General features: G+C 66.1%; 13 protein-coding genes and 1 pseudogene. 9 read left to right on the top strand and 5 right to left on the bottom strand.

Features of this window, described 5'->3' with window-relative positions; genetic code table 11:
• Positions 1–192: 192 nt before the first annotated feature.
• From C2U37_RS01090 to C2U37_RS01080, 3 genes are read left to right on the top strand one after another with little or no spacing between them, the layout of a single operon-like run.
• Positions 193–801, top strand: coding sequence for a hypothetical protein (locus C2U37_RS01090; RefSeq protein WP_014003956.1), 609 nt, complete (start codon positions 193–195; stop codon positions 799–801).
• Positions 802–803: 2 nt separating this feature from the next.
• Entirely contained in the window at positions 804–1,364 is a 561-nt protein-coding gene (locus C2U37_RS01085; protein ID WP_014003957.1) for a recombinase family protein, read from the top strand.
• 3 nt (positions 1,365–1,367) lie between these two features.
• Positions 1,368–4,334: a Tn3 family transposase gene (locus tag C2U37_RS01080; protein ID WP_011005944.1), complete on the top strand. Its 2,967-nt coding sequence runs from the start codon at positions 1,368–1,370 to the stop codon at positions 4,332–4,334.
• Between the two features lie 33 nt (positions 4,335–4,367).
• Here the strand turns inward: C2U37_RS01080 and C2U37_RS01075 are convergent.
• Both C2U37_RS01075 and slyA read right to left on the bottom strand, forming a co-directional pair.
• Positions 4,368–4,859: pseudogene (locus tag C2U37_RS01075) on the bottom strand (HlyD family secretion protein); the annotation flags it as partial.
• Position 4,860: 1 nt separating this feature from the next.
• Entirely contained in the window at positions 4,861–5,334 is a 474-nt protein-coding gene (gene slyA / locus C2U37_RS01070) for a transcriptional regulator SlyA (protein ID WP_010673459.1), read from the bottom strand.
• A 258-nt stretch (positions 5,335–5,592) separates the two neighbouring features.
• On the opposite strand from slyA, the gene C2U37_RS01065 reads away from it, so the two are divergent.
• Complete coding sequence (locus tag C2U37_RS01065) at positions 5,593–7,158, top strand: ATP-binding protein (RefSeq protein WP_104451731.1); 1,566 nt, start codon at positions 5,593–5,595, stop codon at positions 7,156–7,158.
• Positions 7,159–7,161: 3 nt separating this feature from the next.
• Positions 7,162–7,854 (top strand): response regulator, encoded by a 693-nt coding sequence (locus C2U37_RS01060; RefSeq protein ID WP_010673461.1) that lies wholly within the window; start codon positions 7,162–7,164, stop codon positions 7,852–7,854.
• Between the two features lie 106 nt (positions 7,855–7,960).
• Here C2U37_RS01060 and C2U37_RS01055 read toward each other — a convergent pair whose 3' ends face one another.
• Positions 7,961–8,869 (bottom strand): LysR family transcriptional regulator, encoded by a 909-nt coding sequence (locus C2U37_RS01055; protein ID WP_104451730.1) that lies wholly within the window; start codon positions 8,867–8,869, stop codon positions 7,961–7,963.
• Positions 8,870–8,968: 99 nt separating this feature from the next.
• Between C2U37_RS01055 and C2U37_RS01050 the strand changes: the two genes are divergently transcribed.
• Entirely contained in the window at positions 8,969–9,952 is a 984-nt protein-coding gene (locus C2U37_RS01050) for an aldo/keto reductase (RefSeq protein WP_104451729.1), read from the top strand.
• Entirely contained in the window at positions 9,949–10,353 is a 405-nt protein-coding gene (locus C2U37_RS01045) for a carboxymuconolactone decarboxylase family protein (protein WP_104451728.1), read from the top strand. The genes C2U37_RS01050 and C2U37_RS01045 overlap by 4 nt, the downstream gene beginning before the upstream one ends.
• 95 nt (positions 10,354–10,448) lie before the next feature.
• On the opposite strand, the gene C2U37_RS01040 is transcribed toward C2U37_RS01045, so the two are convergent.
• The gene (locus C2U37_RS01040) at positions 10,449–11,336 is read right to left on the bottom strand and encodes a DMT family transporter (protein WP_102948796.1); all 888 of its coding nucleotides are present in this window, start codon (positions 11,334–11,336) and stop codon (positions 10,449–10,451) included.
• Positions 11,337–11,432: 96 nt separating this feature from the next.
• Between C2U37_RS01040 and C2U37_RS01035 the strand changes: the two genes are divergently transcribed.
• Entirely contained in the window at positions 11,433–12,227 is a 795-nt protein-coding gene (locus C2U37_RS01035; protein ID WP_102948795.1) for an AraC family transcriptional regulator, read from the top strand.
• Between the two features lie 51 nt (positions 12,228–12,278).
• Here C2U37_RS01035 and exaC read toward each other — a convergent pair whose 3' ends face one another.
• The gene (gene exaC, locus C2U37_RS01030) at positions 12,279–13,796 is read right to left on the bottom strand and encodes an acetaldehyde dehydrogenase ExaC (protein WP_104451727.1); all 1,518 of its coding nucleotides are present in this window, start codon (positions 13,794–13,796) and stop codon (positions 12,279–12,281) included.
• Between the two features lie 290 nt (positions 13,797–14,086).
• On the opposite strand from exaC, the gene C2U37_RS01025 reads away from it, so the two are divergent.
• Complete coding sequence (locus C2U37_RS01025; RefSeq protein ID WP_043152357.1) at positions 14,087–15,763, top strand: sigma-54-dependent Fis family transcriptional regulator; 1,677 nt, start codon at positions 14,087–14,089, stop codon at positions 15,761–15,763.
• Positions 15,764–15,811: the final 48 nt, after the last annotated feature.

Here is a 15,811-nt window from a genome sequence, read left to right as displayed (position 1 = left end):
AATCTAGGCTATACCCTAACTGGATGTCAGGCAGAACCGCGCAGCTCCGTCAGAATAGAGTCTTCTTTCGCATTCTTTGACACATGCCCGCAAAGGTCATAGATTTCAGCCTGACAAAAGCAGGGCTTGAGGCGCAACGGAACAGAAAGTGCACTTAGCCCCCTTGCTCACCTTCAACGCGGAGTTGTTCTGATGACCTTTCTATGGGTTGGATTAGGGTTGGTAGTCGCCGGGCTGTGGTGGGGAACGGTTGTCTGGCGGCGGGAGCAGGCAGACCCTTGGATAAATCCACCAACTCCCGAGGCGCGGCGTTTGCTTCGAGCCGCGAGCCTGCATTTGCATTGCCACATTCTCGGCAGGCCTGCGGTAGACCAGGACGCGCCGTCGTTCGTTGGGGTAGATGCCCTCCAGGCACTTTATCTACGTGACGGGGTGATCTTTTTCGAGAAGGGGATCGCCACCTTGCCGGATGGAACCCAAGTCGAGCTGGGGGCACTCACTCATGAAGTGCTCGAAGTGCTTCGAGAAACCTACAGCGCCTTGGATGCCGCTTCAGCAGTGATCACTGACTATGCCACCACCTTCAATACTCCCGAAGAGTTAGAGAAGAGCGAGAATGAAATCCTGCGAAAGATCGCTGGCTACGGGAACATGTACCCGATGCAGAGCGCGATCGCTCGACTGGCATTGTTACTCAATCTCGATCCCGACAAGAACGATGTTGGGATTGGCGGCAAAGTGTTGTGGGAGCGCATCCGCCGTTGGCGTTGGCCCGAGCGCCATTTCTCGGCGGAGCAGTAGGCGTGCAGGGACATCGCATTGGCTACGTCCGGGTCAGCAGCTTCGACCAGAACCCGGAACGCCAGCTGGAGGAGACCGAGGTGAGCAAGGTGTTCACCGACAAGGCCTCGGGCAAGGACACTCAGCGCCCCCAGCTCGAAGCGCTGCTGAGCTTCGTCCGCGAAGGTGACACCGTGGTAGTGCACAGCATGGATCGCCTGGCGCGCAACCTCGATGACCTGCGCCGCCTTGTGCAGAAGCTGACCCAGCGCGGCGTGCGTATCGAATTCCTGAAAGAGGGCCTAGTCTTCACCGGCGAGGACTCGCCGATGGCCAACCTCATGCTGTCGGTGATGGGTGCCTTCGCCGAGTTCGAGCGCGCCCTGATCCGCGAGCGGCAGCGTGAGGGTATCGCCTTGGCCAAGCAGCGTGGCGCGTACCGAGGCCGCAAGAAAGCCCTGTCCGATGAGCAGGCTGCTACCCTGCGGCAGCGAGCGACGGCCGGCGAGCCCAAGGCGCAGCTTGCCCGCGAGTTCAACATCAGCCGGGAAACCCTCTACCAGTACCTCCGCACGGACGACTGATACATGCCGCGTCGCTTGATCCTCTCGGCCACGGAGCGGGACACCCTGCTTGCGTTGCCAGAAAGCCAGGATGACATGATCCGCTACTACACCTTCAACGACTCCGACCTGTCGCTGATCCGCCAGCGGCGCGGCGACGCCAACCGCCTAGGCTTCGCGGTGCAGCTCAGCCTGCTGCGCTACCCCGGCTATGCGTTGGGCACCGACAGCGAGCCGCCCGAGCCGGTCATCCTGTGGGTGGCCAAGCAGGTTCAGGCCGACCCGGCGAGTTGGGCGAAGTACGGCGAACGCGACGTGACCCGCCGCGAGCACGCCCATGAACTGCGCACCTACCTGCAACTGGCCCCGTTTGGCCTGTCCGACTTCCGCAACCTCGTGCGCGAGCTGACCGAGTTGGCCCAGCAGACCGACAAGGGCTTGCTGCTGGCCAGCCAGGCTCTGGAGAGCCTGCGGCAGAAGCGGCGCATCCTGCCGGCGCTGAGCGTAATTGATCGGGCCTGCTCGGAGGCCATTGCGCGGGCTAATCGGCGGGTCTACCGCGCCCTGGTCGAACCACTCACGGACTCGCACCGTGCCAAGCTGGACGAACTGCTGAAGCTCAAGGCCGGCAGCAGCATCACCTGGTTGACCTGGCTGCGCCAGGCACCGCTGAAACCCAACTCTCGGCACATGCTTAAGCACATCGAGCGGCTGAAGACATTTCAGCTGGTGGACTTGCCCGAAGGGCTGGGCCGGCACATCCACCAGAACCGCCTGCTCAAGCTGGCCCGCGAAGGGGGGCAGATGACGCCCAAAGACCTTGGCAAGTTCGAGCCGCAGCGGCGCTACGCGACCCTGGCCGCCGTAGTGCTGGAGAGCACCGCGACTGTGATTGATGAGTTGGTCGATCTGCACGACCGCATCCTGGTCAAGCTGTTCAGCGGCGCGAAGCACAAGCATCAGCAGCAGTTCCAGAAGCAGGGCAAGGCGATCAATGACAAGGTGCGCCTGTACTCGAAGATCGGCCAGGCTCTGCTGGAGGCAAAGGAAAACGGCAGCGATCCGTACGCCGCCATCGAGGCGGTGATTCCCTGGGACGAATTCACCGAGAGCGTCAGCGAGGCCGAGCTGCTGGCCCGGCCGGAGGGCTTCGACCACCTACACCTGGTCGGCGAGAACTTCGCCACCCTGCGCCGTTACACGCCGGCCCTGCTGGAGGTGCTGGAACTGCGCGCTGCACCGGCCGCGCAAGGCGTGCTGGCGGCCGTGCAGACCCTGCGCGAGATGAACGCCGACAACCTGCGCAAGGTGCCGGCGGATGCCCCTACCGCCTTCATCAAGCCGCGCTGGAAGCCGCTGGTGATCACCCCGGAAGGCCACGACCGACGCTTCTACGAAATCTGCGCGCTGTCCGAGCTGAAGAACGCCCTGCGCTCCGGTGACATCTGGGTCAAGGGTTCACGGCAGTTCCGCGACTTCGACGACTACCTGCTGCCGGCAGAGAAGTTCGCCGCGCTCAAGCGGGAACAGGCCCTGCCCCTGGCGATCAACCCGAACAGCGACCAGTACCTGGAAGAGCGCTTACAGCTGCTGGACGAGCAGTTGGCCACCGTAACCCGGCTGGCCAAGGACAACGAGCTGCCCGATGCCATCCTCACCGAGTCCGGGCTGAAGATCACCCCGCTGGATTCTGCGGTGCCCAATACCGCGCAGGCGCTGATCGACCAGACCAGTCAGCTGTTGCCGCGCATCAAGATCACCGAACTGCTGATGGATGTGGACGACTGGACGGGTTTCAGCCGCCACTTCACCCACCTGAAGGACGGTGCCGAGGCCAAAGACAGGACATTGCTGCTGTCAGCAATCCTGGGCGATGCGATTAACCTCGGGCTGACCAAGATGGCCGAGTCGAGCCCCGGCCTGACCTACGCCAAGCTGTCCTGGCTGCAAGCCTGGCACATCCGCGACGAAACCTATTCGGCGGCCCTGGCCGAGCTGGTCAACCACCAGTACCGCCATGCCTTCGCCGCCCACTGGGGCGACGGCACCACCTCATCCTCCGATGGCCAGCGCTTCCGGGCGGGCGGCCGGGGCGAAAGCACCGGGCACGTCAACCCGAAGTACGGCAGCGAGCCGGGGCGACTGTTCTACACCCATATCTCCGACCAGTACGCACCGTTCAGCACCCGCGTGGTGAATGTCGGCGTGCGTGACTCCACCTATGTGCTCGACGGCCTGCTGTACCACGAGTCCGACTTGCGGATCGAGGAGCACTACACCGACACGGCCGGTTTCACCGATCACGTCTTCGCCCTGATGCACCTGCTGGGCTTCCGCTTCGCACCGCGCATCCGCGACCTCGGCGAAACCAAGCTGTATGTGCCGAATAGCGTCCAGGACTACCCGACATTGCGCCCAATGGTTGGTGGCACCCTGAACATCAAGCACGTCCGCGCCCATTGGGACGACATCCTGCGCCTCGCCAGCTCGATCAAGCAGGGCACCGTCACTGCCTCGCTGATGCTGCGAAAGCTCGGCAGCTATCCACGCCAGAATGGCCTTGCCGTGGCCCTGCGCGAGCTGGGCCGGATCGAACGCACCCTGTTCATCCTCGACTGGCTGCAAAGCGTCGAACTGCGCCGCCGCGTGCATGCTGGACTGAACAAGGGTGAAGCGCGCAACTCCCTGGCCAGGGCGGTGTTCTTTAACCGCCTCGGCGAGATCAGGGATCGGAGCTTCGAGCAGCAGCGCTACCGGGCCAGCGGCCTGAACCTGGTGACGGCCGCCATTGTGTTGTGGAACACGGTGTACCTGGAGCGCGCCACTCAGGGGTTGGTCGAGGTCGGCAAGCCGGTGAACGGTGAGTTGCTGCAATACCTGTCGCCGCTGGGCTGGGAACACATCAACCTGACCGGCGATTACGTCTGGCGGCAGAGCCGCAGGCTGGAGGACGGGAAGTTCAGGCCGCTACGGTTGCCCGGAAAACCTTAGCGTACGATTTTTTCCGAATTCTGCGGGCTCCCCTACCCGGGCCTGGCTGCCGAGCAGGTTGGCACGGGCGGTGCGGGCGGCGCTGTCGGCGTCATCTTTCTGCTGTTCAGAGACCATGTGACGGCGGTAAAGGGCGTCGATGCGCGCCGCTTCCCGCTGTTTCTGGTCGGCCTGGGTGCGCAGCGAGCTGTACTCCGCCTCGTAGGCGGTCAGGGTCGCGTCCAGCTGGCGGTTCTGCTGCCTGGCCTGATCCAGGGCGAGCCTGGCCTGATCCACGGCGAGCTGGAAGGGTTCCGGGTCGAGGGCGAAGAGCAGATCCCCCTGCTTGACGTGCTGGTTGTTGGCGATGGCGACTTCGACCACCTTGCCGCTGACCTGGGGGGCCATCCGGGTGACGACCCGGGTGGCCATGGCCTGGGGGGTCAGGGGCATCTTGATGTCGGCCAGCAGAAAGTAGCCAAACACCAGGACGAAGCAGACGATGGCCCACTTTATCCAGCGCTTGAATTGTTGATCCGGTGTCATCTTATTCTCTCTCTTCATGCTGTGCGGCTATCTTGCCGAGGGCGTTGGCGGAGATGCGGTGCACAATGTCTTCAAACTGGGCCAGCTCCTGCTGGCTGATGCCGGTGAGCAGCTCCCGGCGCACGGCGATGATGCGGCCCTCGATCTGATCGAGCAGCGCCTTGCCCGCCGGGGTCAGGGTGACGATGCGGGCCCGCTTGTCCTGGCTGCAACAATGGCGCTCGATCAGCCCCTGCTCCTCGAGCTGACCCAGGGTCCGCATCAGGGAGGGGAGCTCTATCTCCAGGGCCTCGGCCAGGGTCTTCTGGCTGAGGTGGCCGCCGAGGCGGCTGAGTTTCCACAGGGCGGTCCAGCGGGGATGGGTGAGCCCCAGAGGTGCCAGCTCGAGATCGGCCACGGTGCGCCAGAGCCGGTGCAATCGCCCCAGCTGCTCGGCGAGGGAGAGTTCTCGCAACATCTCCAGATCCTTTTTCATGACGGGCACCTCAATTACTTAGCTTGCGAAGCATTATATTTATTTCGCAGGCTAAGTAAATAGTGTGATACAGCTCACGTTCAGGTTTTTTGCCCGGGCCGTGGTGTTTAAGTTTTTATATGGCTTTGCGGGCCAGCTAACCGACAACGGCCGGGGGAGGCGCTAGAGTGGCCACCTTTGAGGTGCGCCAGGCTGGCCATTGACCCGGCCGGGGGACACCCTCACCCTGGGCTTTCCTGTCCGCTGCAAGGTTGAACGATGAAACTGCGCCACCAGCTAGTCACCCTCTCGCTTGGCTTGTCACTGCTGCTGATCCTGATCCTGGGCTGTCTGCTCGCCCTCTTCATGCGCCACCTGCTGGAGAACAACCTGAAGGAGAAGGGGAGCGATCTGGCCCGGGTGCTGGCTGCGGACAGCCGGGTGGTCCAGGCCCTGGAGAAGGGGAGCGATCCCGGGCTGCGGGATTATGTGCAGGGGATCTGCAGCCGCACCGACGCCGCCTACATGGTGGTGACCGACGAACATGCCAGGCGCCTGAGCCACCCCTCACCCGAGCTGGTGGGCCAGACCTTCCGGGGGGAGGACATCTGGCCTGCACTCCAATCGCGCGAGAGCTACTGCTCCCGGGACGTGGGCACCTTGGGCCCCGCCATCCGCTGCTTCGCTCCCGTGGTGGGGCCCGATGGCCAGGCCATTGGTGCGGTGGCGGTGGGTTATCTGATGCGCACCGTGGAGGGCACCTATCAGGAGCGGATCGCCCTGCTGGTCGGCGCCATCGCAGCGGTGCTGGGGTGCGGCCTGCTGCTGGCGCTCTGGGTGCAGCACCTGCTGCGCCGCACCCTGCTGGATCTGGAGCCGGAGACCATTGCCAATCGCTTCGCCCAGCAGGATCTGGTGCTGGAGGGGATCTCGGAGGGGATAGTGTCCCTGGACAACCAGCACAGGATCACCATGCTCAACAGCGCCGCCTTCTATCAGTTGCGACTGCCCGGCACCGGGCGCCACGCCCTGCTGGGCCGCTCCCTGGCGGAGCTGGCCCCTGGCCTCGTGCCCACGTTGCAGCAAGGGGGGGCGGTCAGGTTCACCGTGCAGGGGGATGACTTCGTCGGCCACTGGCAGGAGCTCAGCGGTCGCGAGCCGGGGCGCATGCTCATCTTCAGCCGGCCAGACGGCACCGGCAGCCTGGGCATGCAGGTGACCCACCTGCGCCAGTACGGCGAGATGCTGCGCATCCAGACCCATGAATTCGCCAACAAGCTCAGCAGCCTCTCCGGTCTGCTCCAGCTCGGCCACGTGGATCAGGCGGTAGACCTCATCCAGCAGGAGAACGAAGCTTGCCAGAACATGTTGCAGGATCTGCTGCGGGTCATCGAGAACAAGCCGGTGGCCGGGCTCATCCTCGGCAAGTTCAGCCGGGCGCGGGAGCTGGGGGTGGAGCTGGTGTTGGATGCGGGGTCGGCCCTCGGGGAGTATCCGGCCGAGGTGTCGGCGGATCTCATCACCTGCATCGGCAACCTGCTGGACAACGGCATTCGCGCCGCCTGGGGGAACCGCGAGCACGCCGCGCCCAGGGTGCTGCTCTCCCTCGATGATCTGGGGCGGCGGCTGGTGATCGAGGTGGAGGACAGTGGCGAGGGGGTGGACGAGGCGCTGGCGGATCACCTGTTCGACTACGGTGTCAGCCGCCAGACCGGGGATCACGGGGTCGGCCTCTTCCTGGTCAAGAAGACGGTGGCCAGGCGGGGGGGCGTGATAGAATGGCGCCGCACCGCCGAGCAGACGACCCTGTTCGGTATCTATTTGAATAAAAACCAATTGGTGTAAGTCATGAAGCCAATCTTCACGCTGATTATCGAGGATGACGAGCGGATAGGCGCCATGTTGGGGGAGCTGGTCTCCTCCACGGCCGGGTTCTCCCTGATGGGGCGGGCCGGCACCCTGGCCGAGGCGGATCGCCTGATGGCGGGGAGCGAGCCCCGCTTGCTGATGGTCGACATCTCCCTGCCCGATGGCTCGGGCCTGGAGTGGGTGAGCCGGCTGCGCAGCTACAACCGGGAGGTGATGGTGATGATGGTGACCGCCTCCTGCGACGTGGAGACCATACAGCAGGCCCTCAACCTGGGCGTGCAGGACTACGTCATCAAGCCGCTGCGGCTGTTTCGCATCCAGCAGAGCCTGGAGGAGATCCTGGTCCTCCATCGCCGCCTGTGCGAGCCGGGGGAGCTGGCCCAGAGCGACCTGGACCGCCTGATGGGCAAGGCGCGCAACCAGGGGCGGGAGGCGCGGGAAACCCCCAAGGGGATCGACGCCATCACCCTGCGCCAGGTGCTGGACCTGCTGGCGGGGGAGCCGGACAACACCTTCTCCACCGACACCGTGGCCCTGCGCCTCTCCCTGAGTCGCACCACGGCCCGCCGCTACCTGGAGTTTCTGGAGTCAGAAGATCGGCTGGACGTGGAGCTCAACTACGGCCAGCGTGGTCGCCCGGAGCGGCGCTACCACTGGCGCCGGGAGTCGTGACCCCGCCGCGGGCACAACGCCGAAGAGGCCGCGCACACCATGCTGCGCAGATAAAAGGGAGCCGTTGAACTCCCTTTTGTTTTGCCCCGATGCGACCCGGTCCGCTTTATCTGGGGTCGCCCGAGAAGGGGTGCAGGGCGGTGCGGGCGCGCTCGAACAGGGCGATGAGGTGATCCGCCACGGCCCGCACCCGCCGGGAGTGGGCGAGATCGCTGTGGAGCACCAGCCAGATGGGCTGATCCACCCCGAGCTCCGGCAGCAGGCAGACCAGATCCGTCTGGCGGGCCAGGTAGTGGGGCAGCACCGCGAGCCCCAGACCGGCCTGGGCGGCGGCGAGCTGGGCCGCCAGGGTGCTGGTCTCCACTCGGCAGGGGCGGCCGCGCAGCATGCGGGTCATCCATCTGGCGGCGGGCAGGTGGCTCTGGGTTTCGTTCCAGCCGATGAAGTCATCCTGATCGAAGCTGGCGGCATCCACCCCGGGGCTGCGGGCATCCAGGTAGGCGCCGGTCCCGTAGAGGCCAAAGCCCAGGGTGCCCAGGCGCCGCAGGGTGAGGTGGCCGGCATCGGGCTTGACCATGCGCACCGCGAGATCGGCATCGCGCCGGTGCAGGTTCACCGTCTGCACCCCGGTGACCAGCTCCACCCTCAGCTCGGGGTGCTGGGCAAAGAGCGTCGGCAGGGAGGGGATGATGAGGGGATTGGCCAGGTTCTCGGCGGTGGCGAGGCGCACGGTGCCGGCCACCTGTCCCTGCAACTGCCCCGCCTCGCCAAAGGCCAGCCCCGCATGTTCCAGCGCTTCGGCTCGCTCAAGCAGGGCCTCCCCGTCGTCGGTCAGGCGATAGCCCTGCTGGTGGCGGCTGAACAGGGGCAGGCCGAGGGCCGCCTCCAGCCGGTCCAGGCGCCGGGAGACGGTGGCCACCCCCATGCGAAGGGCGTGGGCGGCACCGCTCAGGGTGCCGCTGCGGGCGATGGCCAGGAAGACGCGGGCGTCGTCCCAGAGCAGGGGATCGTGCATAGTGTTTCCATAATCGGAAGATAGATTGCCAGTTATCTCTATATCTCATTCATTTTCGGAAGACCATACTCCCCTGCAACTTGTCAGGGAGAAAATGCGATGCAACGACGAACACTGGGAGCCAATCTGCAGGTCTCTGCCCTGGGGCTGGGCTGCATGGGGATGAGCGAATTCTACGGGCCGCGGGACGATGAGACGTCCTTGCGGGTGCTGGCGGAGGCGGTGGAGCGGGGCATCGACCTGCTCGACACCGCCGACATGTACGGCCCCCACCACAACGAGGCGCTGATCGGGCGTTTTCTCGCGACCCGGCGGGGGCAGGTGAAGGTCGCCACCAAGTTTGGCATCGTGCGCCAGCACGGGGAGTACAGGCGTACCCTCGACAACAGTGCCCGCTATGCGCGCCAGAGCTGCGAGGGCTCCCTGCGCCGCCTCGGCATCGAGCAGATCGATCTCTACTATGTACACCGCCTCGATCCGGCCCATCCCGTCGAGGAGACCATGGCCGGGCTGGCGCAGCTGGTGCAGGAGGGCAAGATAGCCCGCATCGGTCTGTGCGAGGTGAGCGAGGCCACCCTGAGGCGCGCCCATGCCGTGCACCCGGTGGCGGCGGTGCAGACCGAATACTCCCTCTGGACGCGGGAGGTGGAGGCGGCGGTGCTGCCCGCCTGCCGGGAGTTGGGGATTGGTCTGGTGGCCTACTCCCCCCTGGGGCGCGGGTTTCTGACCGGGCGCTACCAGCAGGAGGCGGTGTTCGAGGAGGGGGATTTTCGGGCCGGTCTGCCGCGGTTTCAGGAGGACAACCTCGCCACCAACCGCACCCTGGTGCAGGCGGTCATGGCCCTGGCGCAGCAGAAGGGATGCTCGGCGGCGCAGATAGCCCTGGCCTGGCTGCTGGCGCAGTGGGAGGGGATAGTGCCCATCCCCGGCACCCGGCGCCTGACCCACCTTGAGGATAACCTCGGCGCCCTCTCGGTGCGCCTCTCCCCAGCGGAGCTCGGGGCCCTGGGACAGGCCATCCGGACCCTGCCGGTGGCGGGGGAGCGCTATACCGCCGAGGGGATGAAGGGGGTGAACGCATGAGCGGCTCGCACACGGATCGCCGTGAACGGGCGTTCGCGCTGCTGGCCCGGCTCGATCCCCTGGCGCCCACGCGGGTCGCCGCCAGCCTAGATGCCCTGTCACCCGAGCTTGCCGAGCTGGTGCTGGGGTTTGCCTTTGCCGATGTGCTCGCCCGTCCCGGCATCGATCTCTGCACCCGCGAGATGCTCACGGTGGCGACCCTGATGGGAATGGGCACGTCGCCCGGACAGCTCGAGTTCCATATCCGGGCCGCCCTCAATGTGGGGGTCAGCCGGGAGACCATCATCGAGATCCTGCTCCAGGTCGCCGTCTATGCCGGAGTGCCCGCCTGCATGAATGGCATCAGTGCGGCCCGCAGCGCCTTCGCCGCCCATGACAAGGGGCGGGGGGGCAGGGATTAAGGAGGAGACGCCACCCTGACGAAAAGGTCAGGTGTGCCCTGACGAGGGCAGCAAGAAGGGAGCCGAGGCTCCCTTCTTTCATGGTGCTGGCCGGCTCAAGCACCTTCCGGCAGAGGACGGCGTACCCTCGGCTTGAGCTGGGAGAGCATGACCCCGGTCAGGATGAGGCCGCCCCCCAGCAGGTGATAGCCGTGGATGGGCTCCCCCAGGGTGATGACGGCGATGAGGGCCGTGCACAGGGGCATCAGGTTCATGAAGACCGAGGTGCGCTCCGCCCCCAGGGTGGCGAGGCCGCGCATCCAGCAGTAGGCGGCGAAGATGGAGGAGGCGAGGCCGGCGAACAGTACCATGCTCCAGCCCTGGGCGGGAATGGCCAGGGAGTCGGCAGAGAGGGCCACCGGGATGAGCAGCAGCACCGCCAGCAGGATCTGCAGGTAGAGGTTGAGCCAGGGGCCGAACGGCAGTTGCCAGCGGCGGATCAAGAGGCCATAGAGGGCATAGCTGGCCGCCCCCAGCAGCATCATGCCATCGCCCGGGTTGATGCCGCTGTGCAGCAGTGCCAGGGGGTTGCCCTGACCCAGCAGCCAGAGCACCCCGAACAGGGAGAGGCTCATGCCGAGCAGCGCCTGCTTGCCCGGCTTCTGGCCAAAGCAGCAGGCCCCGATGAGCAGGGTGAGCAGGGGCAGCAGGGAGCCGATGACCCCCATGTTGGTGGCCGAGGTGCTGTGGGCGGCGTAGTAGGCGAGGCACTGGTAGAGCACCATGCCGAGCAGGGAGAGCACCAGCAGCTTGCCGAGCCAGGGGCGGATGTCGGCCCGGCTGCGCCAGAGCTGCGGCAGGCAGAAGGGGGAGAGCGCGAGGGCGGCGATCACCCAGCGATAGAAGGAGATGGCAGCGGGATCCAGCACGCCGGCGGCGGCCTTGGAGACCACGGTATTGGCGGCCCAGATCAGGATGGCGAGCAGGGGGAAGAGAAAAGGCATAGGCACTCCTTGGTACGATGGGGAGAGTCTAGCCTTGTCTTGAACGAGGTAAGTAGCGTAAATAAGACATGTCATAACCGCTTTGGGACAATCTGCATGGGCACCCTCACCCTGGCCGAGCAGGATCGCCTGCTGGCCGACCCCAACCCCCTCTACTTTCGCTACAGCCAGATCCAGGGGGGCAACGCCTGCGCCGAGCACGCCCACCCCTGGGGTCAGCTCAGCCTCATCAGCCTGGGGGTCATGGTGGTGGAGGTGGGGGGAGAGCGGCTGGTGGCGCCTCCGGACTACCTCATCTGGGTGCCGGCGGACCTTCCCCACACCGCCTTCAACGAGCAGACCCTGGATTACACCTCCATCTACGTGAGCCACGCCCTGGCACCGCGCCTGCCACGAGCCCCCCAGCTGCTGGCCCTCACCCCCTTGCTGCGGGCCCTGCTGGAGGACTTCACCCAGCGCCGGGTCGGGCACATGGAGGATGAGTGGGATGCCCGTCAGGGTGAGCTCTTCATCGAGAAGCTGGCCCGCACCCGTTGCCAGCCGAGCTACCTGCCCCAGAGCCGGGATCGCCTGCTCGCCCCCCTGCTGGCGGCGCTGCAGGCGGCGCCGGAGGACAACCGCACGCTGGTGGAGTGGGCCAGGGCGCTGCACACCACGGAGCGCACCCTGGCGCGGCGCTGCCAGAAGGAGCTTGGCATGAGCCTCGGCCAGTGGCGCACCCGGCTGCGGCTGGTGAAGGCGCTGGACTGGCTGCGGGGCGAGATGCCGGTGCAGGAGATCGCCTGGCGTCTCGGTTACGCCTCCACCTCGGCTTTCATCGCCATGTTTCAGCGGGAACAGGGTTGCGCCCCCCAGCGCTATCGCCAGCAACTGGGCCAACCCGTGGCCTGAACCGCATGAAAAAGGGCGCCCGCAGGCGCCCTTGTGGATCACGGGATGGGCTTAGAAGAAGCCGAGGGGGTTGATGTCGTGGCTCACCAGCAGGTTCTTGGTGTTCTGGTAGTGGTCCAGCATCATCTTGTGGGTCTCGCGACCGATCCCCGACTTCTTGTAGCCGCCAAAGGCCGCATGGGCCGGGTAGGCGTGGTAGCAGTTGACCCAGACCCGGCCGGCCTGGATGCCGCGCCCCATGCGCCAGGCCAGATTGCTGTCCCGGGTCCACAGGCCGGCCCCCAGCCCGTACTGGGTGTCGTTGGCAATGGCCAGCGCATCCGCCTCGTCCTTGAAGGTAGTGACCCCGAGCGCCGGCCCGAAGATCTCCTCCTGGAACACCCGCATCTTGTTCTGGCCCGAGAAGATGGTGGGCTGGATGTAGAAGCCCCCCTCCAGCCCGCTCACCTTGGCCGGGCCGCCGCCCAGCAGCATTTTTGCCCCTTCGCCGCGGCCGATCTCCATGTAGCTCAGGATCTTGTCGAACTGCTCGCGGGACGCCTGGGCCCCCACCTGGGTGGCAGTGTCGAGAGGGTTGCCCTGCACTATGGTGCGGGCGCGGGCCAGCACCCGGTCCATGAAGTCGTCATAGATGCTGGCCTGCACCAGGGCGCGGGAGGGGCAGGTACACACCTCCCCCTGGTTGAAGAAGGTCATCAGCATCCCTTCCACCGCCTTGTCGATGTAGCTGCTCTCGTGCTGCATCACGTCGGCGAAGTAGATGTTGGGGGACTTGCCACCGAGTTCCACGGTGGAGGGGATCAGCTTGTCGGCGGCGCAGCGCAGGATATGGGCGCCCACCTCGGTGGAGCCGGTAAACGCCAGCTTCTGGATCCGGTTGCTGGTGGCGAGCGCCTGGCCCGCCTCGGCGCCGAAGCCGTTGACCACGTTGACCACGCCGGGGGGCAGGATGTCCTTGATGAGATCCATCATCAGCATGATGGTGACCGGGGTCTGCTCGGCGGGCTTGAGCACGCTGCAGCAGCCGGCCGCCAGTACCGGGGCCAGCTTCCAGGCGGCCATCAGCAGGGGGAAGTTCCACGGGATGATCTGGCCGACCACGCCGATGGGCTCCTTGAAGTGGTAGCTGACGGTGTTCTGGTCCAGCTCGGCGGCGGAGCCCTCCTGGGCGCGGATGCAGCCGGCGAAGTAGCGGAAGTGATCCACCACCAGGGGCAGGTCGGCGGCCAGGGTCTCGCGCACCGCCTTGCCGTTCTCCCAGGTCTCGGCGACGGCAAGCCGCTCAATGTTCTGTTCGAGGCGATCGGCGATGCGCAGCAGCAGGTTGCTGCGCTCGGTGACGCTGGTCTTGCTCCAGCTGGCGAACGCCTTGTGGGCCGCGTCCAGGGCGAGCTCGATGTCGGCGGCGTCGGAGCGGGCCACCTCGCAGAACACCCGGCCATCCACCGGCGAGATGTTCTCGAAATAGCGGCCGGCGCGCGGCGCCACCCAGTCGCCACCGATGAAGTTGTCATAACGGGATTTGAAGCTGACCAGGGCACCTGCCTGACCGGGAGCGGTATAAATCATCTCATCATCCTTATGTGTGTGTGGTCCTGACCGGCCTGGCGGGCAGTCCGGTTGCTTCCTGTCATCGCAAGGGGCGTGCCAGCGGGCGGCGCTCTACACAAAAAGGTTGCAAAAACGTTATCAAACGGGGTGCCAAGGGGTATCTTGGTTAACCAGTGCCCCCCAGGGCGGCCCCCGAACTGTGCCGTTTCTGAACATCGGGTGTGACACTGTGCCGTTTGTGAACAGGAGACGTGATGAAGGCGCTCCCCCAAGGCGGCCCTATTCGCGAGTGTGTAGAAGGAGGTGTGATGAGCGAGTTGCCTCAATCCGGTGCCAGCCCAATCCAGCGCTCCTGGGAGCGCTGCCTGCATCAGGGGCTGAGCCGCCAGCAGAGCGCCGAGCTGGACTTGCTGCCCCAGGGGGAGCTGTCGGCTCGCCAGGAGCAGCACAGGACGCTCATCGCCTGCTTCCAGCGCTTCGTGCTGCCGCTCTTTGGCCAGTTGCTGGCGGGGAGACCCTGTCGTCTGCTGTTGTGTGACGGCGAGGGGGCCATCCTCGCGGTGAGCGGAGACGACCGGTTTGCCCGCCATGCCGAGCGCATTTTTTTGCGCAGCGGCGCCCGCTGGGGGGAGGCGAGCAAGGGCACCAACGCCATCGGCACCGCGCTGGCCGAGCAGAGCGAGGTGCAGGTGCTGGGGGCGCAGCACTTCTTCGCCCAGCACAGCTTTCTCAGTTGCAGCGCCTGCCCCCTGCTCGGGCCGGACGGGCAACTGCTCGGCGTGCTCGACATCTCCACCGATGCGGCCCACCACGGCGGCGACATGCTGGGCACCGTGCGCCTCCTGGCCATGACCCTGGAAAACGCCCTGCTGGCCCGCCAGCCGGGCTGGCTGGTGGATCTCGATCCCCAGAGTCTCTGGTCTGCCCGCCTGCTGCTGGGGGAAGGGGGCGAGCTGCTCGGGGCCAACCGGGCAGGTCGGCTCTGGCTCGGCCAGCACCCCTTCGACGGTCAGCAGTTGCTGCGCGAGCGCCGCGGCCTGCGGCTGGTGCCGGAGGCGGGGGAGCGCGCCGCCAGGCTCCCCCTGCCGAGCGCGGTTGAGGAGGGGGGATCGCAGGCGCAGCAGGTGCCGCTCAAGATGCTGGAGCGGGGCATCTCATTGCTCATCGAGGGGGAGACCGGCAGCGGCAAGGAGCACCTGGTGCGCACCCTGCACGCCAGATCGAGCCGTCGGGAGCGCCCTCTGGTGTGCGTCAACTGCGGCGCCCTGCCGGCGGAGCTGGTGGAGGCCGAGCTGTTCGGCTACGTGGGGGGGGCCTTCAGCGGTGCCCGCAGCCAGGGCAGCCAGGGCTATCTGCGCGCCGCCCACGGCGGCATCCTGATGCTGGATGAAATTGGCGAGCTGCCGCTCCAGGCCCAGACCCGGCTGCTGCGGGTGTTGCAGGAGCGCGTCGTCACCCCGGTAGGCAGCCACAGACCCGAGGCGGTGGATTTCTGGCTGGTCAGCGCCAGCCATCGGGATCTGGCGGCCATGGTGGCGGCCGGCACCTTTCGCGAAGATCTCTACTACCGCATCTGCGGCTGGCGCCAGCAACTGGCACCCCTGCGGGCCTGGTCGGTGCCCGAGCGTCAGGGGTTGATCCTGAACCTGCTCGCCCAGATGGACCCGGCGCTACAACTGAGCCGGGAGGCGGAGCAGCGGTTGCTGGCTCACCCTCTGCCCGGCAACGTGCGCCAGCTCAAACAGGCGCTGGAGGTGGCCTGTGTACTGGCAGAGGGGCAGGGCTGGATTGAACCTGCCCATCTGCATCTGCCCGCCGTGGAGGGGGGGCAGAGCTCACCTTTGGGAGGGAGTACCCTGCGCGAGCAGAGTCGGCAGCGGGTGCAGCAGACCCTGGCAGAGTGCGGCGGCAACGTGAGCGAGGCGGCGCGCCGTCTTGGCATCAGTCGCACTACCCTCTATCGGGCACTGCGGGAGGAGGGGTGAAGGGTGTCGCGCCGTCCAGCGCTTGTGTAGACTGGGGCACTGCGATGA

Source organism: Aeromonas sp. ASNIH1 (assembly GCF_002934285.1).
Lineage (GTDB): Bacteria > Pseudomonadota > Gammaproteobacteria > Enterobacterales > Aeromonadaceae > Aeromonas > Aeromonas caviae.
This window is presented reverse-complemented; position numbering and strand designations above follow the sequence as displayed.

Excerpts from the sequence above, each read along its gene's own strand:
- C2U37_RS01090 (WP_014003956.1), top strand. The coding sequence starts at position 193 with ATGACCTTTCTATGGGTTGGATTAGGGTTGGTAGTCGCCGGGCTGTGG.
- C2U37_RS01080 (WP_011005944.1), top strand. The coding sequence starts at position 1,368 with ATGCCGCGTCGCTTGATCCTCTCGGCCACGGAGCGGGACACCCTGCTT.
- slyA (WP_010673459.1), bottom strand. The coding sequence starts at position 5,334 with ATGAAAAAGGATCTGGAGATGTTGCGAGAACTCTCCCTCGCCGAGCAG.
- C2U37_RS01065 (WP_104451731.1), top strand. The coding sequence starts at position 5,593 with ATGAAACTGCGCCACCAGCTAGTCACCCTCTCGCTTGGCTTGTCACTG.
- C2U37_RS01060 (WP_010673461.1), top strand. The coding sequence starts at position 7,162 with ATGAAGCCAATCTTCACGCTGATTATCGAGGATGACGAGCGGATAGGC.
- C2U37_RS01055 (WP_104451730.1), bottom strand. The coding sequence starts at position 8,869 with ATGCACGATCCCCTGCTCTGGGACGACGCCCGCGTCTTCCTGGCCATC.
- C2U37_RS01050 (WP_104451729.1), top strand. The coding sequence starts at position 8,969 with ATGCAACGACGAACACTGGGAGCCAATCTGCAGGTCTCTGCCCTGGGG.
- C2U37_RS01045 (WP_104451728.1), top strand. The coding sequence starts at position 9,949 with ATGAGCGGCTCGCACACGGATCGCCGTGAACGGGCGTTCGCGCTGCTG.
- C2U37_RS01040 (WP_102948796.1), bottom strand. The coding sequence starts at position 11,336 with ATGCCTTTTCTCTTCCCCCTGCTCGCCATCCTGATCTGGGCCGCCAAT.
- C2U37_RS01035 (WP_102948795.1), top strand. The coding sequence starts at position 11,433 with ATGGGCACCCTCACCCTGGCCGAGCAGGATCGCCTGCTGGCCGACCCC.
- exaC (WP_104451727.1), bottom strand. The coding sequence starts at position 13,796 with ATGATTTATACCGCTCCCGGTCAGGCAGGTGCCCTGGTCAGCTTCAAA.
- C2U37_RS01025 (WP_043152357.1), top strand. The coding sequence starts at position 14,087 with ATGAGCGAGTTGCCTCAATCCGGTGCCAGCCCAATCCAGCGCTCCTGG.